This window comes from Staphylococcus sp. HMSC067F07 (genome assembly GCF_001837405.1).
GTDB classification, from domain to species: Bacteria; Bacillota; Bacilli; order Staphylococcales; family Staphylococcaceae; genus Staphylococcus; species Staphylococcus capitis.
The window spans coordinates 403,829-426,940 of record NZ_KV832234.1; the positions used below are offsets into that span (position 1 = coordinate 403,829).

Genomic DNA, 23,112 nt, shown 5'->3' on the forward strand with positions numbered 1-23,112 from the left:
AACATGTTTAGTATTATTTATAAAATTTATTGATTTTAGTTAAGTAACCAAATGTGTTATAAACAAAAAGAATAATTAATATGATTAAGCTCAATGTTTGGTTAATGCCTGTGGAAATTGAGAATAGACCAACGATTAAACACCCTCCAATTATCAATGAGATGTTAACTCTATACAATTTATACATAGCAATTAAAGTGATATGACGTTCACCTTCATCGAATAAATTTAATGTTTTTTCGATATAGTTTTTCTCTCCTAGTTTAGGATATCTAGGATCAAATTTTCGGATGAAAAATCCTATCATCAAAGCTGGAATAATTGTAATAACGTAAGGTATTATCACAAACATTATATTTTTTGCTGACGCATTACCTAAAACAACGATTAAAATAGTTAGTAGACTGATTAGTATTTGTATTGAATAGATAAAGTCACTTTTCATCGATTTTAGATATGCCTTTTTCTCATATAAATCTGCAGACTCATCATCAATGTGATTCCTAGTTTTAACTTTTAAATTGAGTGCATCTTTGTGTACTTTAAATAAATATAAAGTTAGAAGTATATTGATTATTGAAGATATAGTTGCAATTATGATAACGACGTTAGTTTTGGCAAAATGAGTGAATGGTGTCAGACTTAAAATTTTAATTCCGCCGAAAGAAAGACCTATCAATCCTCCAATTATTCCTCCGATAAGTGTTAATAATATGTATCTTCCTACTTTCATAAATCTCCCTCCTCGATGATAAAAATGTTTTCTACTGGTTCATTAAAAATTCTAGCTATTTTGATTGCTGTCAAAATAGAAGGTGTGAAATCATTACGTTCAATTAAAGAAACGGTTTGTCTTGAAATCCCTGCTTTCTTAGCAAGTTGCGTTTGGTTATATCCGTCTCTTGCACGTAATTCTTTAAGTCGATTTCGCAATTTCTATCAACTCCTTACATCAATAACATATATTACTTTAGTCAATTTGACAAGTATATTAGTCAAATTGACGCGCATTAATGTCAAAACATTTAAGTTAATTTAAATGTCTGCTAAAGGTTTAAGAGGGAAAGGGATTGTCTTTACTCGAACTAAACGAGCGATTGTTAAAGGAATATTGCTGTTACATTTTTTCGCTAATAAATTAAAACAAATGTATTTTGGAAATGTATATATTTTGTTAATATATATCTATTGTTATGAAATGCAGGAGGTGCAAGTGGTGAGTTTTTATAACTTCATGAAAAACTATGAAGGTGAGAAAAGTCATTTTGGCGATTTATTTGAAGGTATGAAAGATATTGATTTTCCTGAAGATATCTCTACCCCTAGAGACATCATTGAAAGATTTCATCATTGGCTTGAAGAACCAAGTTTACATGATACAATTCATCAGGCTATTGAAACGTATCAACAGAAGTAATTAGTTTTTATCATCACTATTAATATTTATTGAAAATGAATTCTCTAAAAGTAAAGAGACTTAACAAAGTATTTAAGTGATGTGTATAAAAGACTTTCAGGGAGTGTTGAGTATGAATAATTTACACAATATTCGAGAAAAAAATAATTTAGAAATTAAAGAGCTTGTAGAAGACTTAAACAAGAAATTTGGTACTAAATATGAAGTTCATCATATTTGGGAATGGGAAAATGGTAAGAACGAACCCAAAATGGAAGATGCACTTGTACCTCATCAAGAGTTTTTAGATAGTGAAATGAAAAAGCTAAAAGATTCAGTTGATGATGTTTCAATTAATAAGTAATAAGGCAAATGTAAAGGAAAGTAAGTATATACTTCTCAATTCATAATAATCAACAATAGTTCTCACCTTATATTCATAACATGATATGTAAAATCGAGAAGAAATAGCTATATGAGTTTATAATAATGCGGTCAGTCTACCCGGCCGTGTTAAACTCTGCTATTTCTTCTTAATTTTTTATTTAATTTTCAATAATTTGAATTAAATTACCACAAGTATCATCAAAGATAGCCATTCTGACGCTACCCATCGTGGTAGGTGTAACTTTAAAGTTAACATTTGATTCTAATAACGTTTCATATGTTTGTTGTACATCTTTAACACCAAACATTGTAATTGGAATCCCAGCTTCATATAGGCGCTCTTGATAGTCTTTAGAAATGGGATTGCCGTTTGGTTCTAGAATTAATTCTGTACCATCTTGATGTGTTGGAGAGACAAGTGTTAACCAGCGAAATCCCTCTCCGACAGGTTCATCGCGTTTTTTCTTAAAGCCTAACACGTTTGTATAAAATTGTAATGCTTCTTCTTGATTTTCAACGAATATACTATTTGCAATAATATCCATATATTTCTCCCCCTTTATCTACTTTTTAAATAATTCCCTTATATTTTTTGTGTTATACATAATATTGGATGATTAATTAAGGTAATATTTCATGAAAGGTCAGTCTTAAAATGACAAGTTAAACGTTTTAATCATGTTAAATCATTTTTATCTATTTAGAGATGTATTGTTTCTGGAAAATTAAAGCTAAATTTTGGTACTATTGTCAGTAATGAGTGGGAACGCGCGATGTATGAATACATACTTAAATCGTACCTTAAAGAACAGTAATTCAGGTGAAATTCATATTTAATATATAGACGTTTTACTGTTTTATAGATTAGGGAAAATTACATGAGACTGACATGTGGTTCGACCCCCATTTTCAGAATAAAAAGATAAATAATAAGGAGATGAATAATACATGACACGAGTAGTTCTAGCAGAAGCATATCGTACACCTATTGGCGTATTTGGAGGCGCATTCAAAGATGTACCTGCATATGATTTAGGTGCAACAGTCATCAAGCACATCGTTAAAAATACAGGTATAGATTCAAATGAAATCAATGAAGTGATTATGGGCAATGTCTTACAAGCAGGACAAGGACAAAATCCTGCTCGTATTGCTTCTATTAAAGGAGGATTATCTGAAGCAACGCCGGCATTTACTCTGAATAAAGTGTGTGGTTCTGGGTTGAAAGCAATTCAACTTGCATATCAATCTATCGTAGCTGGTGATAATGAGGTTGTTATTGCAGGTGGCATGGAGAGTATGTCGCAATCACCTATGTTATTAAAAAATGGTCGCTTTGGCTTTAAAATGGGCAATCAAGCATTAGAAGATAGCATGGTAAGTGATGGTTTAACTGATAAATTCAATGATTACCATATGGGAATTACTGCAGAGAATCTAGTTGAAAAATATGGCATCAGTAGAGAGGAACAAGACCAATTCGCAGCCCAATCACAACAAAAGGCGGCGCATGCACAAGAAACTGGTGGATTTGACGCTGAAATTGTACCGGTTGAGGTACCTCAACGTAAAGGTGATCCTATTATTGTTTCGCAAGATGAAGGTATCCGCCAAGGCACAACAGCAGATAAGTTAGGTAAGTTACGTCCTGCGTTTAAAAAAGATGGTTCAGTGACAGCTGGTAATGCGTCCGGTATTAACGATGGTGCGGCTGCGATGTTAGTGATGACTGAAGAGAAAGCAAAAGCCTTAGGTGTTAAGCCGATTGCAATTCTTGATAGTTTCGGCACGAGTGGCGTGGATCCATCAATCATGGGTATTGGTCCTGTTGAAGCGGTTCGTCAAGCATTGAAGCGCTCGAATAAATCAGTTTCAGATATTGATGTTTTCGAATTAAATGAAGCCTTTGCCTCTCAATCATTGGCAGTTGATCGCGAACTTCAACTACCACAAGATAAAGTAAATGTGAAAGGTGGCGCAATTGCGCTAGGTCATCCTATCGGTGCATCAGGTGCGCGTATACTTGTAACGTTATTACATCAATTGAACGAAACCACAAAAACGGGTATCGCTTCATTATGTATTGGTGGAGGACAAGGTATCGCTACTGTTGTCTCTCACTATGAGGAGGGATAATGCATGGGTAAAGTCATTACGAATATTGAATCTGCCTTTGAACATTTAGAAGACGGCATGACTATACTTGCTGGTGGGTTTGGTCTATGCGGCATTCCCGAACACAGTATTGCAGCTATTCAAGCACGTGGTACTAAGAGACTCACTGTTGTTAGTAACAATTGTGGTGTAGACGACTTTGGCCTTGGTGTGTTACTTCAGGATAAACAAGTGGACAAGATGATTAGTTCTTATGTAGGTGAAAATAAATTATTCGAACAGCAATTTATCTCAGGTGAGTTAGACGTAGAGCTTACGCCTCAAGGGACATTAGCAGAAAAATTACGTGCAGGAGGGGCGGGGATTCCCGCATTTTACACTGCCACAGGTGTAGGTACTGAGATTGCTGAAGGTAAAGAAACACGCGTATTTAATGGCCGTGAGTATGTCATGGAAGAAGCGATTCAAGGAGACTTTGCCATCGTAAAAGCTGATATAGCGGATACAGCTGGAAATTTAATATTTAATAAAACAGCACGTAATTTTAATCCATTATGTGCGATGGCTGCTCAGACAACCGTTGTTGAAGTAGAGAAAATTGTTGATGTTGGTGAAATTGATCCTAATCAGGTGCATCTCCCAGGTATCTATGTAGATTATATTTTCGAAGGTGAAAATTTTGAAAAACGCATCGAAAAAAGAACGCTAAGGGAGGGTTAAACGCATGACTGAATTAACACCTAAAGAGAAAATCTTGCTACGTGCAGGACGTGAAATTAAAAGTGATATGTACATTAATTTAGGTATTGGTATGCCAACATTGGTAGCGAATGCGATGCCTGAAAGTGTAGATAATGTTTATTTTCAATCGGAAAATGGTTTACTAGGTATAGGCCCTTATCCGACTGAAGACGAGCTAGATCCAGACTTGATCAATGCAGGCAAAGAAACAGTGACAGTCGCAAAAGGGGCGAGTTACTTCGATAATGCGGAGTCATTTGCGATGATTCGAGGTGGACATATAGATTTAGCAATTTTAGGCGGCATGGAGGTTTCTGAAACAGGCGATTTAGCGAATTACATGATTCCTGGCAAACTCGTCAAAGGTATGGGAGGCGCAATGGATTTAGTTGTTGGTGCTAAAAAGGTTGTGGTGATTAAGTTCCATACCAATAAACATGGTGCGTCAAAGGTGAAAAAGCAATGTGATTTACCATTAACTGGTGCGGGTGTTGTATCTAGATTAATTACCGATTTAGCCGTATTTGATTTTATTGATGGTCAGATGCGTTTGGTTGAGTTACAAGATGGTGTGACACTTAAAGAAGTTGAAGATAAAACAGAAGCACACTTTGTGAATTGTTTGAAGTAAATGCGACTGTGAAGGGGAAGTTTAATTAAGACGCCTCTCTTTCTGGTTTTCATCATTTTAATACTGATTTGAAAAATTAATAGCTACATTATAAAAGCTTTAAGTGATACTCTACTACGATATCACTTAAAGCTTTATTATATTTATTAAAATAGGAAGGTTAGATTGGGCGATGACGTAATGAATGGCTCTTTCATTACGATTCGCGCATGTAACTCATGGCAAAAGGTGATGTGCGATCTTAATTTTTGTTAAGGCTGTGTTGCACCTTGAGTTATGAATCTTTGGCAAGCCGGCTCAAAGCTTACCAAAGTGTTTGAGTATGTTACTTTAGATGATTGATATACTCGATAGTTGATTGTTTTAAATAGAATCGCTCAAATCTTTTTACTTTTATGGTTTGATTGCGAATGCTCTGACAGGGAAGCCGGGTGCATTTTTAGGTTTAGGACTTATTGCGTAAATAATGGCCCCTCTTGTAGGAAGTTGATCTAAGTTTGTTAATAATTCAAGTTGGAATGTATCTTTACCTAGAATATAACGTTCTCCTACAATATCCCCATTTTTAGCAGTATCAACTGAGGCATCGGTATCAAACGTTTCATGGCCTATAGATTTTACGCCACGTTCTTCAATAAGAAATTTTAACGCATCTAAACCCCAACCAGGTAAATGTTGGTTGCCGTCGGAGTCCTTATTTTCAAACTGATCTATATCTGGCCAACGTTTAGACCAATCTGTACGGAGTGCGACGAAGGTACCGGCTTCAATTTTGCCGTGCTGACTTTCCCATTCTTCAAGGTGTTGTCGTGTCACGATGAAATCTGCATTCTCTGCAACCTCTTTAGAGTAATCTAAGACAATAAGTGGTAATACTAGTTCTTTCAAGTCTAACTCTTCTAAATATCTCTTATTTTCCACAAAATGAATAGGCGCATCGATATGTGTACCATATTGAGTAACGATATTCCATCGTTGAACGTAAAAACCATGATCTTTGACGTTAAAGAGTGTTGAAACTTCGCCTTTTTCAAACTCACTAAAGCGAGGAATGTCTGGATCGAACGTATGAGTTAAGTCGACCCATTGGGCCTCTTTAAGTTGATTGAGTTGCTCCCATAAAGGATAGTTTGTCATAACCATCACCTCTGAATGATATTAAGCTATTGTTGCATCGTTGTCTTGGCGTTTCTTCTTAACGGCATTAACTAAAACTGTTAAGGCATCTTTCACTTCGTCTTCTTTACGCGTTTTAAGACCACAATCTGGATTTACCCAGAATAATGAACGATCGATTTGCTGTAAAGAACGATTAATTGCTGTTGTAATTTCTTCTTCAGTCGGAATACGTGGACTATGAATATCATAAACACCTAATCCGATACCTAAATCATAATTGATATCTTCAAAGTCTTTGATTAAATCACCATGACTACGTGATGTTTCAATTGATATAACATCAGCATCTAAGTCGTGAATAGCATGAATGATTTGTCCGAATTGAGAATAGCACATATGTGTATGAATTTGTGTTTCATCATGAACGGACGATGTTGCTAACTTGAATGAGTTGACGGCATCTTTCAAGTATTGATTATGATATTCAGAACGTAATGGTAAGCCTTCACGTAATGCTGGTTCGTCTACTTGAATAACTTTAATGCCTGCTTCTTCAAGCGCTAAGACTTCTTCATCAATAGCTAATGCAATTTGATCTTGAACAACTTTACGTGATACATCTACACGTTCGAATGACCAGTTAAGAATTGTTACTGGTCCAGTTAACATACCTTTGACTGGCTTATCAGTTAAGCTTTGTGCATAGACTGTTTCTTTAACAGTTAAAGGTTCAGTCCATTTTACATCCCCGTAAATCACAGGTGGTTTAACTGCACGAGAGCCATATGATTGCACCCAACCAAACTTAGTTACTAAGAAGCCTTGAAGTTTTTCACCAAAGAATTCAACCATGTCATTACGTTCGAATTCACCATGCACGAGGACGTCTAAACCGATGTCTTCTTGGATTTTAATCCAACGTGCAATTTCATTTTGTAGGAACTCTTGATATTCAGCATCTGTAATGCGACGGTTCTTCCAATCTGCACGATATTTACGTACTTCACGTGTTTGAGGGAATGACCCGATTGTTGTAGTTGGTAAATCTGGTAAATTTAGACGTGCATATTGTTTTTGTTTACGTTCTGAGAATGGTGATTTACGACTTGTAGGAACGCTATCAAAGTCATACTCAAGGTTTTTGAATGATTGGCTTTGGAAACGTTCGTAACGTGCTTTGAGCTCGTCATATTTTGCGCTATCATTATTGTTGAATAAACGACGTAATGCATCTAATTCGTCTAACTTTTCAGTAGCAAAACTCAAACCTTCGGCAATAGATTCATCTAACGTTTCGTCATCTAATGAGACTGGCACATGTAGGAGAGAGGACGATGGTTGAATTACTAATTGATTAGTATATTGTTGCAACGTTTCAATTAATTGCTTTTTAGCTTCAATATCTGCAGCCCACACGTTACGACCATCAATAATACCAGCATAAAGTGACTTGCTTGAGTCGAAATCTCCTGATTCAATTTGTTTTAAGTTATAACCATTGTCATGAACAAAGTCTAAACCTAATCCGCCAACTGGTAATGAACTTAAGAATTTTAAATGCACACGTTCGAAGTAAGTTTGGATGACTAACTTTTCACCTAAGCCCGCTTGAGCAAAATATTCATAAGCTTCTTTTGTAATATCCTCATAGCTCTCGCTATCGTCAGTTACTAAAATAGGTTCATCAATTTGAATGTATTCAGCACCAGCTTGAATCAATGATGATAAAACTTCTTTATAAAGTGGAAGCAATGTTTGAACTTTTTCTTCAAATGATTGGTTGCCACCTTTAGAGAGTTTGACGAATGTGATAGGTCCAACAATCACAGGGTGAGCATTCACATTAATAGATTGAGCATATTTGAATCGTTCTAATAATGTATTTTTCTCAACTTTTGGTTCTACATTGTCCCATTCCGGTACGATGTAATGATAGTTTGTATTAAACCATTTAATTAGTGCACTCGCTACATGTTCCTTATTACCGCGGGCGATATCAAACAATAAATCGTCATCGACTTCACGACCTTGGAAACGTTTAGGAATAATATTGAATAGTAGAGATGTATCAAGAATATGGTCATATAATGAGAAGTCTCCAACTGGAATACTATCTAAATGATAATTCTTTTGAAGTAATAGGTTTTCTTTGTGTAAATCAGTAAGTGTTTGATCTAATTCAGCTTTATTAATTTTTTTAGCCCAGTAACTTTCGATAGCTTTTTTCCATTCTCTTTTTCTACCTAATCTTGGGAATCCTAAGTTTGAAGTTTTAATTGTTGTCATAATATTGCCTCCTTATTAGCAGTAATTGATTTAGAGTATGCTGCGAGTTCTAGTGAGTAATCCACCTTCTGGAATGGTGTAATAATGTATAAACCATTAAAATATTCATGCACTGTATCGATTAATTCTTTTGAAAGTCGTAAACTTAACTCTTTCGTTTTTTCTTTATCATCTTTAACAGCTTTGAATTGGTTCAATACATCTTCTGACATCTTTATGCCTGGCACTTCGTTATGTAAGAAAAGTGCATTATTATAACTAGCGATAGGCATAATGCCAATGAAGAACGGTGTATTTAAATGTTTCGTTTCTTCATAAACTTGTTTAATTTTTTCTTTGCTGTAAACGGGTTGTGTAATGAAATAGCTCATGCCACTTGCGACTTTTTTCTCAAGACGCTTTACGGCGCCGTCTAGTTTACGTACGTTTGGATCGAACGCACCTGCGATGTTGAAGTTTGTATGTTTCTTCAGCGCATCACCATCTGTATTAATACCTTGGTTAAATCTCAATGCGAGTTCCGTTAAACCTTTTGAATTTACATCGTAGACATTGGTTGCTCCTGGTAAGTGACCTACTTTAGAAGGATCTCCTGTAATTGCTAGAATTTCGTTTACACCAATGAGTGATAATCCTAGAAGGTGAGATTGCAGGCCGATAAGGTTTCGGTCGCGACATGTCACGTGAACGAGTGGTTCGATATCATATTGTTGTTTAATAAGACTTGCGGCTGCAATATTGCTTACTCGAACCGTTGCAAGTGAATTGTCAGCTAATGTGACGGCATCGATACCTGCTTCATCGAGTTTGCCTACATTTTCAAAGAAGGTATCTGTATCTAAGTGCTTAGGAGTATCAAGTTCCACAATGACCGTTGGACCATTCTTAACTTTAGAAGTCAGATTCTGTTTAACCACTTTCGTAGGTTTGTGATTAGATTTCTTCGTGATTGGAACGACCTTCTTGTCTTTTATAGGTGTTAAACCTTGAACAGCAGTCTTAATGTAACGAATGTGCTCAGGTGTCGTGCCGCAACATCCGCCAATTAATCTCACACCTTCATTAATTAATTCTTGTGCTACATCTCCGAAATATTGGGCATTATCACTGTATTTAAATTCACTGTTTTCAATATCTAAGAGACTCGCGTTTGGATAACACGATAAATAGGCATTATCCGGAAGTTCTATATGTGAAAATGAACGCTGCATATGGTGTGGACCATGGTGACAATTGAGACCTACGACATTAGCCCCACATGCAACCAGTTGTTTAAGAGCGTCATTGATTTCAGTACCATCAACAAGATAGTTCGTATTTGAAGCGGTCAACTGTGCGATGATAGGAATCTCATACTTTCGACGTGTGGCGACAACAATACTTTTTAATTCGTCTAAATCGTAGTAGGTTTCAAATAGTAGCGCATCTACGCCCTCGTCAATCAAAGTATCAATTTGTAATTCGGTGTGATATTGAATCGTAGACAAACTGATGTCATCTTGTCTGACACCTCTAAAGCCACCTACAGTTCCTAAGATGAATGTGTCATGATGCGCTGCACGTTTTGCAATTTGAACTGCTGCTTTATGAATTTCTTTGACACGATGTTCTAAGCCGAAAGTTTTTAACTTTTCAAAGTTAGCACCATACGTATTGGTTTGAATGACGTTTGCACCTGCTTCAATATAAGAGCGATGAATACGTTCTACCTTATCAGGGTGGGTTAAGTTATATGCTTCAGGGCAAGTGTCGAGCCCTTCTGAATAAAATATTGTTCCGATAGCTCCATCAGCTACCAAAACGTTGTTCTGCAATTGGTTCAGAAATTGACTCATTGAAAGCCTCCTTTAAAGCGTAGTTAATATCTGCAATGATTTCTTCTGGGTCCTCTAGTCCTACACTTAAGCGAAATAAACCGAAAGTAATGCCTCTCTTATTTCTTATTGCCTCAGGAACAGCTGCGTGAGACATTGTGGCTGGGTGGGAAAGGATTGTTTCAACTCCGCCAAGACTGACAGACACAAGTGGTAAAGTTAGAGACTCTACAAAGGTTTGTGCCTTTGATTCGTCTTTAAGTCTGAAGCCAATGACAGCACCACCGGTTGAAGCCTGTCTTAAATGTGTTGGATTATTTCCTGGGTAATATACTTCAGCAATTTCGTTACTTTGACTTAAGAACTTAACTAAACGTTCGGCATTTTCTACAGATTGTTTAAATCTTACAGGTAATGTTTTAAGATGCTTTGCTAACGTCCAACTATCATGAGCTGAAAGCGCCGTACCAGTACCGTTTTGTAAGAGGTAAAGGGCATCTGCAATATCTTTACGATTAGTGATCGCTGCTCCAGCAATAAGATCACTATGACCACCTAAAAATTTAGTAGCACTATGTACTACAATATCTGCTCCTAGAGCTAAAGGAGATTGACCAAGGGGTGTCATAAAGGTATTATCTACCGCTAAGAGTAAGTTGTTTTGTTTGGCTATTCTGGCTACTGCACGAATATCCGTAATTTTGAAAAGTGGGTTCGATGGCGTTTCCACATATATGAGTTTTGTATTTGATTGAATTGCATTTTTAATTTCTAGAATGTTTGTCGTATTTACCGTCGTAAATTTAATGTTAAAACGATTTAATATTTGTTCAGTAAGACGAAATGTGCCACCATAAACGTCATCAGGAAGAATTACATGATCGTCTGATTTGAGTGTAAGTAAGACAGCAGTTATGGCTGCTATACCTGAGGCATATGCGAAAGCATATTTTCCACCTTCTAAACGTGCTAATTTTTCTTCCAAAAGTGTACGGTTTGGGTTTCCACTTCTTGCGTAGTCGTATTGTGCATTCCCACCAAGTACTGTTTGGTGAAATGTTGAAGAATCATATAAGGGTGGATTTGCTGAGTGATAATCCTGTCCTCTACGTGAATCAAAGATTACTTCTGTCTCTCTAGATAAACTCATGAAATCACTCCTACTTTAGAATTTTCTAATGCTTGAATAATATCTGCTTCAATATCTTGATAATCTTCAATGCCAACTGATAGTCGAATCAGGTGTTCGTCTATTCCTCGTTTATCTTTTTCAGCATCAGGCATATCTACATGTGTTTGTGTATATGGGAAGGTGATAAATGTTTCTGTACCTCCTAAACTTTCTGCGAATATGCAAATGTCTAAATTTTCCAAAAACTTAGCGACGCTAAAAGCCTTATTGAGTCTTAAACTAAGCATTCCTGTACGGCCACTATAGAGGACTTCGTCTATGGATTCTGAATGACGACAACGTTCAGCCAGTCGTTGTGCATTCTCTTGAGAGCGATCGATACGAAGATGTAATGTCTTAAGTCCTCTTTGAAGTAGATAACTGTCTAAAGGTGATAACGTTGCGCCAATCATATTATGGAATTGTCCAAGTTGTTCAGCCAAGCGTTCATCTTTCACAGTTACGACGCCGGCTAATACATCGTTATGTCCACCAATATATTTCGTTGCTGAATGTAAAACGATATCTGCACCTTCTTCAAGAGGTGTTGATAGATAGGGCGTTAAGAACGTATTATCAATGATTGTTAATAAATTGTGTTTTTTACTTAGAACATAATACGGCTCGACATCAATTTCTATCATTTGTGGATTGGAAATCGGTTCAATAAATAAAGCTTTTGTTTGTGGAGTTATATTTTTTTCAACATCTTCATAATCTAAGAAATCAACGTATTTAAATTTCACGCCATATTGTTGTTCGTAGAAATCGAATAAACGGAAAGTGCCTCCGTATAAATCAAATGCTACGAGCACTTCATCCCCAGGTTTGAAGATGTTACAAACGAGTTGGATTGCTGCCATTCCACTAGAAGTGGCAAAAGATGCAATGCCTTTTTCCAGTTTGGCAAATGATTCTTCGAACGCTGTGCGAGTTGGGTTCTTAGTGCGTGTATAATCATATCCTGTTGATTGACCTAGATGAGGATGTTGATATGCAGTAGATAAATAAATTGGATTGGCAATAGCGCCGGTATGATCCTTTGTTAGAGCAATTTGAGCTAATTCAGTATCCTTCATTTCTAGACCCTCCTAATTAAATAAATAAAAAAAGCTTCCGTCCTTTAAACCCGATTCATTCGGATGTAAAGGACGAAAGCTTAAGTTTCGCGGTACCACCTTTGTTTGTCACTTTATTGCTAAAGTGACCTCTACCAGTACGCCATTATATTTGAACAACGTCTATTTATGGAAGTGTTAACTTTAATCACAAGCATTATCGTTATGTTAAATCATTGAGCCAAATAAAAAACTCATTTAGTCTTAGGAAGAATAAATGAGTATTAACGATATGTTGTGACGATGGTAATGAATTCCAGTACGCCATTCAACTACAATGTTAATACTGTATCGCTATAACGGGCGAACCCGTTGATACCTCATATTGGCATCAACACTCCAAGGCCATTTTCAAACTTTCTTTCAATACCTTCTCTCAGCTAACGAAGACTCTCTGTAAAAGCAGTGTAAGTTCTACTTTCCTTTTTATAGTGTGTAAAATGTTTCGTTTTGTAATTGTTAATACTTAGATTACAGAGTAGGAAATGATTTGTCAACAACTTTTCTGAAAATTTAGATTAAACAGTTTACTTAGAAGTGCGACGAATACTTTTAACATAGAGTTTCGCGTTATTGAAAAAATTTCATTTGAGTTAGTATAATCATTTACTAAAGCTTGTACTACAAGAGTGAAATTTTTAAAATAATAAGTGTTAAGAAATGATGTGTTGCAAAAAATTGTTAATCATTTATAGAAAGATGTGAAAATATGACACAGAATGATGATCAGCGCTTGCAACTCGAGAGAGATGAGCAAGTTCAACATGTAGCTATAGGTTTAATCAAGCCTAATCCTTACCAACCGCGTAAGACCTTTGATGAGGATAAATTGCAAGATTTAGCTAAATCCATTCAACAACATGGAATCCTTCAACCTATTGTAATAAGAGAAACCATACAAGGATATTATATTGTAGTGGGCGAGCGACGCTTTAGAGCTTCACAAATCGTTGGGTTAGAAAGTATTCCTGCGATAGTTAAAAAGTTATCTGATGAAGATATGATGGAGCTCGCAATTATTGAAAATTTACAACGTGAAGATTTAAATGCGATTGAGGAGGCTGAAAGTTATAAAAAATTAATGTCGGATTTAAAGATTACGCAGCAAGAAGTTGCTCGTAGATTAGGTAAATCACGTCCTTATATTGCGAATATGCTTAGATTACTCCATCTTCCATCCGCCATTATGAAGATGGTTAGAGAGGGAGAGCTCTCTGGTGCACATGGCCGCACCTTATTATCCTTAAAGGACGAAGCTTTAATGAAAAAGGTAGGTAAAGAAGCCGTCCGGGAGTCTTGGAGCGTACGACAACTTGAGCAATATGTAAATACACATTTAAAAGAAGGCGAGTCGAATGCAAAATCAAAGCAAGCGAACAATAAAAAACCGAAATTTATTCAACAACAGGAAAGGTTACTTAAAGAGCAGTATGGTTCCAAAGTTGAAATTTCCACGTCTAAAAATATTGGAAAAATCACGTTTGAATTTAAATCAGAAGACGAGTTTAAAAGAATTATTCAGCAATTGAATAGAAAGTAGTGAAGTTATAAAGTTATTTTTAAAACTGTAGACTGATTAAAACTGTATTTTTTTAAGTTATAATATGGGAATTATGGAAAATTTGAAAAGGAGGTAATACATTTATGAACCAAGTAAAGCATATTTTATCTTCTTTATTTGAACCTTTAACTAAAGTAGAGACTTATGAAAATCTTGTCATAAAAATTATTATGATTTTGATTTATATCATTGTCGCACTCATCGTTATAGCGATTTTAAATAAAGTCATTGAACAAGCTTTTAAAATACAAAATAAAAGTAAAAAAGGAAACAAGAAACGTTCTAAGACACTCGTGTCACTAGTACAAAACGTAGTAAAATATATCGTATGGTTTATTGTGATTACTACCATTTTAAGTGAATTTGGTATAAGTGTTGAAGGAATTATCGCCAGTGCTGGTGTGGTCGGAGTTGCAGTAGGTTTCGGTGCTCAAACGATTGTCAAAGACATCATTACAGGTTTCTTTATTATATTTGAGAATCAATTTGATGTTGGAGATTATGTTAAAATCAATAGCGGTGGAACAACTGTAGCAGAAGGTACAGTTAAGTCTATTGGTTTGAGATCTACGCGTATCAACACTATTTCTGGTGAATTGACGATTTTGCCAAATGGTAGCATGGGAGAGATAACTAATTTCTCAATTACTAACGGCACATCTATTGTGGAACTTCCAGTCTCAGTTGATGAGAATTTAGACCAAGTTGAGAAGAAATTAAATAAATTATTTACTTCATTACGTAGTAAGTACTATTTATTTGTTAGTGATCCAGTGGTTGAAGGTATTGATGCATTAGAGAATAATAAAGCAACGATTCGTATTTCTGCCGAGACAATTCCTGGCGAAGGTGCCTCAGGTGCACGTATTATTAGAAAAGAAGCACAAAAAATGTTTATTCAAGAAGGCATACGCATGCCACAACCTCTATTCACTCAGTATAGTGAAGAGCAAAGTAAAAGCTAATTATCATTGGAGGTCATTTTATGACGTCAAATTACGGAATAAATGATATAGTAGAAATGAAAAAACAACATGCATGTGGAACAAATCGCTTTAAAATTATAAGAATGGGTGCTGATATAAGAATTAAATGTGAAAATTGTCAGCGTAGCATTATGATTCCACGTCAGACGTTTAATAAAAAATTGAAAAAAGTTCTTGAATCTCATCAAGACAAAGAAAGTTAGGAGAATGATTAATGGCTTTAACAGCAGGTATCGTAGGCTTACCTAACGTAGGTAAATCTACCCTATTTAATGCAATTACTAAAGCTGGTGCATTAGCAGCAAACTATCCATTTGCTACGATTGATCCGAACGTGGGAATCGTAGAAGTACCAGATTCACGTTTATTTAAATTAGAAGAAATGGTACAACCTAAAAAAACAATTCCTACTACATTTGAATTTACAGATATTGCAGGTATCGTGAAAGGTGCCTCTAAAGGCGAAGGGTTAGGAAATAAATTCTTATCCCATATCCGTGAAGTAGATGCGATATGCCAGGTTGTTCGTGCATTTGACGATGAAAATGTAACGCATGTATCTGGTCGAGTGAATCCTCTAGATGACATTGAAGTAATCAATATGGAATTGGTATTAGCAGATTTAGAATCTGTTGATAAACGCTTACCTAAAATTGAAAAAATGGCTCGTCAAAAGGATAAAACAGCTGAGATGGAGTTGCGCATCTTGACTAGAATTAAAGAAGCGTTAGAAGATGGTAAACCTGTTAGAAGTATTGATTTCAATGAAGATGACCAAAAATGGGTAAATCAAGCACAATTATTAACTTCTAAGAAAATGTTATATATCGCTAATGTTGGTGAAGATGAAATTGGCGATGAAGATAACGATAAAGTTAAAGCAATTCGCGAATATGCTGAAAAAGAAGATTCTGAAGTCATTGTGATTAGTGCCAAAATTGAAGAAGAAATCGCAACATTAGATGATGAAGATAAAGAAATGTTCTTAGAAGATCTAGGTATTGAAGAACCTGGTTTAGATCGTTTAATTCGAACTACTTATGACTTATTAGGCTTATCTACTTACTTTACAGCTGGTGTCCAAGAAGTTCGTGCATGGACATTTAGACAAGGTATGACAGCACCACAATGTGCAGGTATTATTCATACTGACTTTGAGCGTGGATTTATACGTGCCGAAGTTACTAGTTATGAAGATTATGTTGAACACGGTGGCGAAAATGGCGCTAAAGAAGCGGGTAAACAACGCTTAGAAGGTAAAGAGTACATTATGAAGGATGGAGACATCGTACACTTCCGCTTTAATGTATAATTGAATAAATATTATGGAGCTATCTCATTAGGAGATGGCTCTTTTTTATAAAAAAGAAGCAATGTAGTTTAGTATGCTCAAAGTGGCTAAGTGACTCAACTACATTGCTTTTATATTTGAATTTCCAAATTCTTAAAAAAATGGAATTACTTCACTTGCTTCGATTATATCTTGAGTGCTAAAGAATTGCTTTCCTTCGCCAGTGTATGCAGGTTCAAGGACCATATTTGCCTTAGCACAATAAAGCCATTCAGGGTGAATACCACAATTTAAGATATCTTGAAATTCTTGGAAATCTTTATTCCAATCTAAATTTAATTTCATGCTAAACACCTCACCTATATTATAGAACGAATGTTCGTAAAAGTGAAGTGTTTTTGTTCGATTGTGTTCGTATTAATTTTAAGATGTGAACCAAGAAGCATCAACATTGCTATCAAGGTAATTGGCATCTACATTTTGGTCTAACTCAGGTGAATAATAACTATCAGTATATTGCCATAAAACTTTTTCACGTGTAGGTTCTTCAGCTTGATATGATGCTAACCAGTAGCCATCATACGAACTCACTGCATTTGCAACGTGATTTACCATAAAGTTTTCATAAGAATAGAAGAGTATTTTTTTGTTTCCTGCAAGTTGTCTCATTTGATTTGCCCAAGCTTGAGTAGCTGTATTCTCATCGCCGCTCGTTACTGAAGATTGTTCATAGTCATTAATATAGAATGAAGCTTTTGGAGCACGATTGTATAAAGTTCTTGCTTCATAACGCGCGTCATCAGCATTCTCATACATACTATAAGAATAAACACCGAATTTCATATTATTTTTGTCTAATAAAGCTGAATTGTGCTCTAAACATTGATCTACATATTCTGAACCATACTGGCCGCGTATAATGATGAAGTCATAATTTTTCTTGAGTTTTTTAACTTGAGCGTCAGTTAAATTACCTTGCCATTCTGAAATATCTAATACTCTCTCTCCAGTGTTAGTTACAGCTGATCTAGATTTAGTTGAGAACGTTGAACGATTTTGTGTTGCGTTACTTTTTTGATTAGGATGTTTCTTTAAATATTGTTGGTAGCCATAACCCATTGTTCCTTTTTCACTTGTTGACTGACTTTTAGAAGATTCCTCTGCATTTGCGTTAACCATGCCCAAACTTGTCGCTAACATTGAAAATGAAATTATCGAGTATGTAACCTTCTTTAACATAAATGTGCTCCTTTTTTATTGAGAATTTAGAAATTACGTACAATTATATGTAAAATGTAATTTTTATGCTATAACAATTAAACTCAATTCGCAACAACGCATTTAGTACGATTTGTAATGTTTAAATATTAAGTTATACGGAACATAAAAAGTTCTTAATTTTATAAAAATTTATTATTCGAAATGAGCAGGGATGTAAAGGGGATGTACTGAAATATTCATTCTTAATATCTTCATCTGTATTTATTCGATACTTATTACTTCTTGCTTTATCTATGAGACCTGTAACCCCATCGCTATTGTATCTATTAATCCAATTATAAAGCGCACGAATAGGGACTTTAGTTGACTCACTAATTTCTTTCACTGATTCTAATCTTTTAAAATAAGGTTCAATTTTATAATATCTATGCATAGCTTTTTTACATACCTCTTCACTAAAATTAGATAAATTCTTACTCATTTCAGTATCTTTATAAATTAATTTTTATACTTAAAAGTTAATAATGCGATAAATGAGTAAAATGACAAATAAATTTCTTACATACATCGATTTATCATATTAATGTTTCTAATACTTGTTGACATAAAAGTGAACACAAAATGAACTATTTCTAGAAAATGTGTAAAAAATTTCTTTTTGTGTTATTATTTATTTTAAAAGGAGGAAATTTTATAAAAAATAATCTTTATTTTAATACAGGTGAATTATCTATAGTAATTAAAGAATTAAAATGTAAAATGATAAAAGAAATAAAAAATGAATTTTATTACGGACGATCAAGAAAAGGATCAAGAAAAAAGTTTAATGTACAATTATCTCATTTACGAGAACAGATAGACGATTTAATTGGTGCTTATAGTGAGGAAATAACCATTACTGATAATACTACGTTTGGCCTTAATATAGTTCTTAATGGTATGAAATTTAATACTGGAGATGAAATAATAACAACTTCTATGGAACATCTTGCAAGTATATCTCCTTTAATAAATTTGAAAAACAAAAAAAGCGTAGTAATCAAAGAGTATAAAGTAAAGCAAAGATTTAATATCAAGGAACTAGAAGACCTAATTACCTGTAAAACTAAAATGATAGTTATATCTCACATATTTTGGAAGACAGGAGAAGTAGTACCTATTAAAGAAGTTATAGATATTGCACATAGTAGAGGGATGAAAGTACTAGTAGATGGTGCTCAAGCTGCAGGATCATATCCTGTAAATCTACATAATATTAATGCAGATTTTTATTGTTTTCCTGCTCATAAATGGCTTTATGGGCCTGAAGGATTAGGTTTTTTATTTGTTCGGAAAAATATCCAAAAAGATTTAGATATTATATTTTCTGGAATTTCAACCTTTGAATACTTTAATGATTATAACGATTATAGCATTCAAGACAATGGACAAAGATGGGAATTAGGAACTATGTTTAGACCTAGTGTTTATGGTATGAACGATGTTTTAAAATATTTAACTGGTTCGAGAAAAATTGAAAGCGTTTACATAAAAACGCAAAGTTTAAATAATTATATGAAATGTTTAGTTTCCGATATTGCTAATATAAGTATTGTTACAGACAACAATTATAATATTTGTACTTTAACTTTCCCAGAAAACATTAACTGTAAGGCATTGAAAGAGCATTTAGAGTTTTTTTCTATTTTCACTAAAGATATCGTAGATATTAATGCCATAAGGGTATCTTTAAGTTTTATAAATAATGAAGAGGACATTCAATTTTTACTAAAAAAAATTAAAGAATATATGGAGGAATGAATAATGGAAAGAGAAAAAGTTGCTATTTTATTTACTGGTGGAAGAGATTCTTCTTTAGTTGCTTGTTTGGAATCCCTACAAGATAAAGAAGTACATTTAATAACTTGTAATAGTGGTATTGGCATAAAAAGTGAACTTTCAGAAATGAGGGTTAAAGAATTGATTGAAAGATTTCCAAATAATATTGTAGGGAGAACAATTTTACCTACATATGGACTGTTTAGAAGTATTGCAATAAAAAATTTAGAAGCCGATTTCAAAAGATGGGGTATAAATCTAGTGCTTTTAGGCGATAAATTAGCTATACATGCAGCTGCGACAGTATATTGTTTAGAACACGGTATTAAAAAAATAGTTGATGGTTGTGTAGGTTATCAAGAAGATTTAGCTGAGCAAAAGAATGTTGCAATAGAATTATTTAGAGAATTTGAAGCTAAATATGGTATTGATTACGAGTGTCCTATTTATAACTTTGGAAATCAAGACGATGTTAAATATGCTCTTATGACATTTGGATTATCTTCTAAATCTTTAGAAGGTGTTTCTATATTTGGTGATGCTTTCAGTGAACCAACGGAAGAAGTAGTAGGAGAGTACATTAAAGATAAATTAGATATATGTGAAGAACACGTGCATTTTATGACAAAAACAAAAGATTTAATGCAAAATTACCAATATTAAGGAGTCTTTTTTATGATTAAAAAAGTTGCTGCTGTCATTATAAAAAATGATTGTATTTTATCCGTTAGTAAAAAGAAAGCACCCAATTTTTATATGTTACCTGGCGGTAAATATGAAGGGACAGAAAATGACATTGAAGCGTTATCAAGGGAATTGAGAGAAGAGCTAAATGTAACTATTTCAAAAATGGAATTTTTTGGTGATTATGAAGATATTTCTATGTTAGAAAATGAAAAGTTATTTTTAAGAACATATATCACTGAAATAAACGGCGAACCATATCCAGATAATGAGATTCATAATGTGAAATGGATACCTATTCATGCAAACTGTAACACTGAAATAGGTAGTGGCATTGCTAAATTTGTAATTCCAAAATTAAGAGGCGAGTTTTAATGTCTAAAAAACCTTCTGTTATCGGTGGAATAGCTGCTTTGTTCGTTGGAATTTCATTTGGTTTTAATTCTAATATAGTCAAAATGGCTAATGTAAATGGTGTAGAAACTATCAATATAATACTATATCAATTAGTAATAGGTTTAGTATATTTTATAATCCGATATTTAGTTTCTAATCCAACTTATAAAAGTTTTACACCTAATATTTTAAAAAATCCATTTAACTATATTGCTGGTATTACTACAGCGCTAACAGGTATTTGCTATTATTCATCGATCAAATTAACTAATCCAAGCATAGCATCACTAGGTTTATTCCAATTTCCATGGATATTATTTTTGTTAGGTGTGATCTTTAACAAAGAAAGATTTAATTATAAACACATTCTTTCTATTATAATGCTTTGGATTGGCTCCTTTATTTTAATTGGTGCTAATATTACACAAATAAGTTTCCTAGGGTGCTTATGGGGCTTGTTTGCTGGAGTATCATTTGCAACAAATATGTTTACATTACCTAAAACAACCAATCATGGATTTATAAAGGTATATATATTTGCAATAGCAGTAATTACAGCTTTATTTTGTAGTATTTTTTATATTCAGGAGCTCTCTCTTTTAAAAACCAACGTCATTTTTTATGGTACTACAATAGCTATATTAGGTCAGATTATAACATTTGAATTACTTATGTTTTCAACAAAAAGAGTCAGTTCAATTAGTATGGCAACTTTAACTACTATAGAGTTACCTGTAGCTATGATAATTTCATGGATTCTCTGGGGACCACTTCCCAATTTCATGAAAATTTTAGGCCTTATCATTACTCTAGTATCAATCATTTGGTTAGTATATGAAGAATATTCAATTAATAAAAAGAATGGATGATATTGCAAAAGACCAATCTAATTCCAATTTTTGATAGAAACTTCAAAAATATCTTAATGTGTAAAAGAATTAATCCACCTTTTAAAAATATGTATAATTTGATAGGCGGAAAGGTTGAAGAAAGTGAAAGTCTTAAGTCTAGTGTATATAGGGAAATGTTAGAAGAGATATCCCTAACATGCGATGATGTGATATTGCATCCAATAATGGATATAACATATTATCAAGACAAACAGCAGATATATGTTTATTCTGGTATACTAAATAAAAACTATATACCACCTGCAAATTATGAACAATCACTTTATTGGATAGACCTTCAAAGCAACTTTAATGATCTTGATATTTTTGCAGGCAATGGTAATTTATACCATATTTTAAAACAATCTTCATACATTTTAAAAGGCGTGTGAGTAATGGCTAGAAAAGTGAAATTGGTTATTTTTGATTTAGATAATACGCTATTTTCTTTTAATAATTTATGGATAAAAGCTAATAAAGATACTTTTGAAGAATATACGTTATTTAAAGACATAGAGTATAGTGACTTTATGAAATTATATAAGAAATATGATTTATATTTTTGGAAACAGCATGATGAAGGGATTATTACCTTAGATGAATTGCGAGAGTTAAGATTAATTAAAACTTTAAAACATTTTGATATAGATATTTCTCATGCAGAAGCTAATAAGTATTTCCAATCCTTTTTTACTAAATTGCTGTCTAGTATAACTGTTAATAGAAAAATAAATGATTTGCTTTTGTCCTTGAAAGAAAATGTAAACATCGCCATCCTTACCAATGGTAAGCTTAAAGAACAGAACACTAAAATTGATAACCTCGATATTAGATCAATATTCGAAAAGAATATTTTTATATCTCAGAATATAGGTTATGAAAAGCCGGACCCTAAAGCATTTTTAAATGTCACGTCTAATCTAAACGTCAATCCTGAAGAGTGCTTGTTTATAGGAGATTCTTTTAAAAATGACATCTTGGGAGCATTAGATGTTAATATGGCTGCCATTTGGTTAACTAATTCTGATAAAGATACAGAATTATATAAAAAGAATGGTCTTTGTGGTTGCGAAGATAATATAGAAGTTCTACTAAAAAAGCTCCTTAATGATGAATATAAAGATTTTACAATTAATAACTAGTATCATATAAAAAAGGAGTATACTGAAAATAACCATTTTCTATACACTCTCTTTCTATATCGAAATAAGTAAGAATTATATATATTTGTGTGTTCAAAAACTCAACAAAGAATCTATGTTCACAAAAAAACTTGTGAGTGGTTCAAAAAGTAAAAGACCTAGTTTAGATAAAGCAATTGAAATTGCGAGATCAAGAGATACTATTATCTTTTGGAGATTAGATAGACTAGGATGTAATATGGAGGATTTAATCACATTAGTTAAAGAACTTAACGAGAGAATCATTATAAAATGAATTGTAAAAAGTAATACTCTGTGCTATAATTCTGGATTGTGAGTAATGAA

Annotated in this window: 25 protein-coding genes, 1 pseudogene and 1 other annotated feature; of the genes and pseudogenes, 16 read left to right on the top strand and 10 right to left on the bottom strand. The window is 33.8% G+C overall.

Annotated elements, in window-relative coordinates; genetic code table 11:
* Positions 1-13: 13 nt before the first annotated feature.
* Complete coding sequence (locus tag HMPREF2706_RS05140) at positions 14-733, bottom strand: DUF3169 family protein (RefSeq protein ID WP_030061364.1); 720 nt, start codon at positions 731-733, stop codon at positions 14-16.
* Positions 730-933, bottom strand: a complete 204-nt coding sequence (locus HMPREF2706_RS05145; protein ID WP_002434049.1) for a helix-turn-helix transcriptional regulator — start codon at positions 931-933, stop codon at positions 730-732. The genes HMPREF2706_RS05140 and HMPREF2706_RS05145 overlap by 4 nt, the downstream gene beginning before the upstream one ends.
* Before the next feature lie 283 nt (positions 934-1,216).
* Between HMPREF2706_RS05145 and HMPREF2706_RS05150 the strand changes: the two genes are divergently transcribed.
* Together HMPREF2706_RS05150 and HMPREF2706_RS05155 are read left to right on the top strand one after the other, a co-directional pair.
* Positions 1,217-1,417, top strand: a complete 201-nt coding sequence (locus tag HMPREF2706_RS05150; RefSeq protein ID WP_016898412.1) for a YozE family protein — start codon at positions 1,217-1,219, stop codon at positions 1,415-1,417.
* Between the two features lie 112 nt (positions 1,418-1,529).
* Positions 1,530-1,760, top strand: coding sequence for a helix-turn-helix domain-containing protein (locus HMPREF2706_RS05155; protein WP_083319928.1), 231 nt, complete (start codon positions 1,530-1,532; stop codon positions 1,758-1,760).
* 181 nt (positions 1,761-1,941) lie between these two features.
* Here the strand turns inward: HMPREF2706_RS05155 and HMPREF2706_RS05160 are convergent, their stop codons facing one another.
* Entirely contained in the window at positions 1,942-2,328 is a 387-nt protein-coding gene (locus HMPREF2706_RS05160; RefSeq protein ID WP_002434067.1) for a VOC family protein, read from the bottom strand.
* 403 nt (positions 2,329-2,731) lie between these two features.
* On the opposite strand from HMPREF2706_RS05160, the gene HMPREF2706_RS05165 reads away from it, so the two are divergent.
* The 3 genes from HMPREF2706_RS05165 to HMPREF2706_RS05175 are packed head-to-tail and all read left to right on the top strand — an operon-like array spanning position 2,732 to position 5,270.
* Positions 2,732-3,919 (top strand): acetyl-CoA C-acetyltransferase, encoded by a 1,188-nt coding sequence (locus HMPREF2706_RS05165; RefSeq protein WP_030061361.1) that lies wholly within the window; start codon positions 2,732-2,734, stop codon positions 3,917-3,919.
* A gap of 3 nt (positions 3,920-3,922) precedes the next feature.
* Positions 3,923-4,618, top strand: a complete 696-nt coding sequence (locus HMPREF2706_RS05170; protein WP_030061359.1) for a CoA transferase subunit A — start codon at positions 3,923-3,925, stop codon at positions 4,616-4,618.
* A 4-nt stretch (positions 4,619-4,622) separates the two neighbouring features.
* Positions 4,623-5,270, top strand: a complete 648-nt coding sequence (locus HMPREF2706_RS05175) for a 3-oxoacid CoA-transferase subunit B (RefSeq protein ID WP_070862228.1) — start codon at positions 4,623-4,625, stop codon at positions 5,268-5,270.
* Positions 5,271-5,663: 393 nt separating this feature from the next.
* On the opposite strand, the gene HMPREF2706_RS05180 is transcribed toward HMPREF2706_RS05175, so the two are convergent.
* From HMPREF2706_RS05180 to HMPREF2706_RS05200, 5 genes are read right to left on the bottom strand one after another with little or no spacing between them, the layout of a single operon-like run.
* Positions 5,664-6,407, bottom strand: coding sequence for a cyclase family protein (locus HMPREF2706_RS05180; RefSeq protein ID WP_002454405.1), 744 nt, complete (start codon positions 6,405-6,407; stop codon positions 5,664-5,666).
* Between the two features lie 21 nt (positions 6,408-6,428).
* Positions 6,429-8,675, bottom strand: coding sequence for a 5-methyltetrahydropteroyltriglutamate--homocysteine S-methyltransferase (gene metE / locus HMPREF2706_RS05185; RefSeq protein WP_030061352.1), 2,247 nt, complete (start codon positions 8,673-8,675; stop codon positions 6,429-6,431).
* The gene (locus tag HMPREF2706_RS05190; protein ID WP_037550897.1) at positions 8,672-10,510 is read right to left on the bottom strand and encodes a bifunctional homocysteine S-methyltransferase/methylenetetrahydrofolate reductase; all 1,839 of its coding nucleotides are present in this window, start codon (positions 10,508-10,510) and stop codon (positions 8,672-8,674) included. Before HMPREF2706_RS05190 ends, metE begins: the two co-directional genes overlap by 4 nt.
* On the bottom strand, positions 10,464-11,639 hold the full coding sequence (metC, locus tag HMPREF2706_RS05195; protein WP_030061349.1) for a cystathionine beta-lyase MetC: 1,176 nt from the start codon (positions 11,637-11,639) through the stop codon (positions 10,464-10,466). Before metC ends, HMPREF2706_RS05190 begins: the two co-directional genes overlap by 47 nt.
* Complete coding sequence (locus tag HMPREF2706_RS05200; RefSeq protein ID WP_030061346.1) at positions 11,636-12,739, bottom strand: PLP-dependent transferase; 1,104 nt, start codon at positions 12,737-12,739, stop codon at positions 11,636-11,638. The genes metC and HMPREF2706_RS05200 overlap by 4 nt, the downstream gene beginning before the upstream one ends.
* Positions 12,740-12,804: 65 nt before the next feature.
* Positions 12,805-13,217 (bottom strand) — a binding site (T-box leader).
* 270 nt (positions 13,218-13,487) lie between these two features.
* Here HMPREF2706_RS05200 and HMPREF2706_RS05205 point away from each other — a divergent pair.
* The 4 genes from HMPREF2706_RS05205 (at position 13,488) to ychF (ending at position 16,637) form a co-directional block, all read left to right on the top strand.
* The gene (locus tag HMPREF2706_RS05205) at positions 13,488-14,318 is read left to right on the top strand and encodes a ParB/RepB/Spo0J family partition protein (protein WP_030061344.1); all 831 of its coding nucleotides are present in this window, start codon (positions 13,488-13,490) and stop codon (positions 14,316-14,318) included.
* Positions 14,319-14,422: 104 nt separating this feature from the next.
* Complete coding sequence (locus HMPREF2706_RS05210) at positions 14,423-15,304, top strand: mechanosensitive ion channel family protein (RefSeq protein ID WP_070862229.1); 882 nt, start codon at positions 14,423-14,425, stop codon at positions 15,302-15,304.
* Positions 15,305-15,324: 20 nt separating this feature from the next.
* Positions 15,325-15,528: a DUF951 domain-containing protein gene (locus tag HMPREF2706_RS05215; RefSeq protein WP_002445134.1), complete on the top strand. Its 204-nt coding sequence runs from the start codon at positions 15,325-15,327 to the stop codon at positions 15,526-15,528.
* Positions 15,529-15,539: 11 nt separating this feature from the next.
* Entirely contained in the window at positions 15,540-16,637 is a 1,098-nt protein-coding gene (ychF, locus tag HMPREF2706_RS05220) for a redox-regulated ATPase YchF (protein WP_002434081.1), read from the top strand.
* Between the two features lie 132 nt (positions 16,638-16,769).
* On the opposite strand, the gene HMPREF2706_RS05225 is transcribed toward ychF, so the two are convergent.
* Both HMPREF2706_RS05225 and HMPREF2706_RS05230 read right to left on the bottom strand, forming a co-directional pair.
* Positions 16,770-16,961: a hypothetical protein gene (locus tag HMPREF2706_RS05225; RefSeq protein ID WP_002434516.1), complete on the bottom strand. Its 192-nt coding sequence runs from the start codon at positions 16,959-16,961 to the stop codon at positions 16,770-16,772.
* Positions 16,962-17,039: 78 nt separating this feature from the next.
* The gene (locus tag HMPREF2706_RS05230; protein ID WP_002434109.1) at positions 17,040-17,855 is read right to left on the bottom strand and encodes a GH25 family lysozyme; all 816 of its coding nucleotides are present in this window, start codon (positions 17,853-17,855) and stop codon (positions 17,040-17,042) included.
* 642 nt (positions 17,856-18,497) lie between these two features.
* Between HMPREF2706_RS05230 and HMPREF2706_RS05240 the strand changes: the two genes are divergently transcribed.
* The 7 genes and pseudogenes from HMPREF2706_RS05240 to HMPREF2706_RS05270 form a co-directional block, all read left to right on the top strand.
* Positions 18,498-19,637, top strand: coding sequence for an aminotransferase class V-fold PLP-dependent enzyme (locus HMPREF2706_RS05240; RefSeq protein ID WP_256322941.1), 1,140 nt, complete (start codon positions 18,498-18,500; stop codon positions 19,635-19,637).
* Positions 19,638-19,640: 3 nt separating this feature from the next.
* Positions 19,641-20,318: a hypothetical protein gene (locus tag HMPREF2706_RS05245; protein ID WP_030061334.1), complete on the top strand. Its 678-nt coding sequence runs from the start codon at positions 19,641-19,643 to the stop codon at positions 20,316-20,318.
* Between the two features lie 12 nt (positions 20,319-20,330).
* Positions 20,331-20,714: an NUDIX hydrolase gene (locus tag HMPREF2706_RS05250; RefSeq protein ID WP_030061333.1), complete on the top strand. Its 384-nt coding sequence runs from the start codon at positions 20,331-20,333 to the stop codon at positions 20,712-20,714.
* Positions 20,714-21,604, top strand: a complete 891-nt coding sequence (locus HMPREF2706_RS05255; RefSeq protein ID WP_030061331.1) for a DMT family transporter — start codon at positions 20,714-20,716, stop codon at positions 21,602-21,604. The genes HMPREF2706_RS05250 and HMPREF2706_RS05255 overlap by 1 nt, the downstream gene beginning before the upstream one ends.
* Positions 21,601-22,017: an NUDIX hydrolase gene (locus HMPREF2706_RS05260; protein ID WP_227489929.1), complete on the top strand. Its 417-nt coding sequence runs from the start codon at positions 21,601-21,603 to the stop codon at positions 22,015-22,017. The genes HMPREF2706_RS05255 and HMPREF2706_RS05260 overlap by 4 nt, the downstream gene beginning before the upstream one ends.
* A 3-nt stretch (positions 22,018-22,020) precedes the next feature.
* Positions 22,021-22,767, top strand: coding sequence for an HAD family hydrolase (locus HMPREF2706_RS05265; protein ID WP_002434512.1), 747 nt, complete (start codon positions 22,021-22,023; stop codon positions 22,765-22,767).
* A gap of 115 nt (positions 22,768-22,882) precedes the next feature.
* Positions 22,883-23,047, top strand: a pseudogene (locus HMPREF2706_RS05270) (recombinase family protein); the annotation flags it as partial.
* Positions 23,048-23,112: the final 65 nt, after the last annotated feature.

Bases quoted from the DNA above. Each gene is read 5' to 3' on its own strand.
- HMPREF2706_RS05140 (WP_030061364.1), bottom strand. From the start codon at position 733: ATGAAAGTAGGAAGATACATATTATTAACACTTATCGGAGGAATAATT.
- HMPREF2706_RS05155 (WP_083319928.1), top strand. From the start codon at position 1,530: ATGAATAATTTACACAATATTCGAGAAAAAAATAATTTAGAAATTAAA.
- HMPREF2706_RS05160 (WP_002434067.1), bottom strand. From the start codon at position 2,328: ATGGATATTATTGCAAATAGTATATTCGTTGAAAATCAAGAAGAAGCA.
- HMPREF2706_RS05165 (WP_030061361.1), top strand. From the start codon at position 2,732: ATGACACGAGTAGTTCTAGCAGAAGCATATCGTACACCTATTGGCGTA.
- HMPREF2706_RS05170 (WP_030061359.1), top strand. From the start codon at position 3,923: ATGGGTAAAGTCATTACGAATATTGAATCTGCCTTTGAACATTTAGAA.
- HMPREF2706_RS05175 (WP_070862228.1), top strand. From the start codon at position 4,623: ATGACTGAATTAACACCTAAAGAGAAAATCTTGCTACGTGCAGGACGT.
- HMPREF2706_RS05180 (WP_002454405.1), bottom strand. From the start codon at position 6,407: ATGACAAACTATCCTTTATGGGAGCAACTCAATCAACTTAAAGAGGCC.
- metE (WP_030061352.1), bottom strand. From the start codon at position 8,675: ATGACAACAATTAAAACTTCAAACTTAGGATTCCCAAGATTAGGTAGA.
- HMPREF2706_RS05190 (WP_037550897.1), bottom strand. From the start codon at position 10,510: ATGAGTCAATTTCTGAACCAATTGCAGAACAACGTTTTGGTAGCTGAT.
- metC (WP_030061349.1), bottom strand. From the start codon at position 11,639: ATGAGTTTATCTAGAGAGACAGAAGTAATCTTTGATTCACGTAGAGGA.
- HMPREF2706_RS05200 (WP_030061346.1), bottom strand. From the start codon at position 12,739: ATGAAGGATACTGAATTAGCTCAAATTGCTCTAACAAAGGATCATACC.
- HMPREF2706_RS05205 (WP_030061344.1), top strand. From the start codon at position 13,488: ATGACACAGAATGATGATCAGCGCTTGCAACTCGAGAGAGATGAGCAA.
- HMPREF2706_RS05210 (WP_070862229.1), top strand. From the start codon at position 14,423: ATGAACCAAGTAAAGCATATTTTATCTTCTTTATTTGAACCTTTAACT.
- HMPREF2706_RS05215 (WP_002445134.1), top strand. From the start codon at position 15,325: ATGACGTCAAATTACGGAATAAATGATATAGTAGAAATGAAAAAACAA.
- ychF (WP_002434081.1), top strand. From the start codon at position 15,540: ATGGCTTTAACAGCAGGTATCGTAGGCTTACCTAACGTAGGTAAATCT.
- HMPREF2706_RS05225 (WP_002434516.1), bottom strand. From the start codon at position 16,961: ATGAAATTAAATTTAGATTGGAATAAAGATTTCCAAGAATTTCAAGAT.
- HMPREF2706_RS05230 (WP_002434109.1), bottom strand. From the start codon at position 17,855: ATGTTAAAGAAGGTTACATACTCGATAATTTCATTTTCAATGTTAGCG.
- HMPREF2706_RS05245 (WP_030061334.1), top strand. From the start codon at position 19,641: ATGGAAAGAGAAAAAGTTGCTATTTTATTTACTGGTGGAAGAGATTCT.
- HMPREF2706_RS05250 (WP_030061333.1), top strand. From the start codon at position 20,331: ATGATTAAAAAAGTTGCTGCTGTCATTATAAAAAATGATTGTATTTTA.
- HMPREF2706_RS05255 (WP_030061331.1), top strand. From the start codon at position 20,714: ATGTCTAAAAAACCTTCTGTTATCGGTGGAATAGCTGCTTTGTTCGTT.
- HMPREF2706_RS05260 (WP_227489929.1), top strand. From the start codon at position 21,601: ATGATATTGCAAAAGACCAATCTAATTCCAATTTTTGATAGAAACTTC.
- HMPREF2706_RS05265 (WP_002434512.1), top strand. From the start codon at position 22,021: ATGGCTAGAAAAGTGAAATTGGTTATTTTTGATTTAGATAATACGCTA.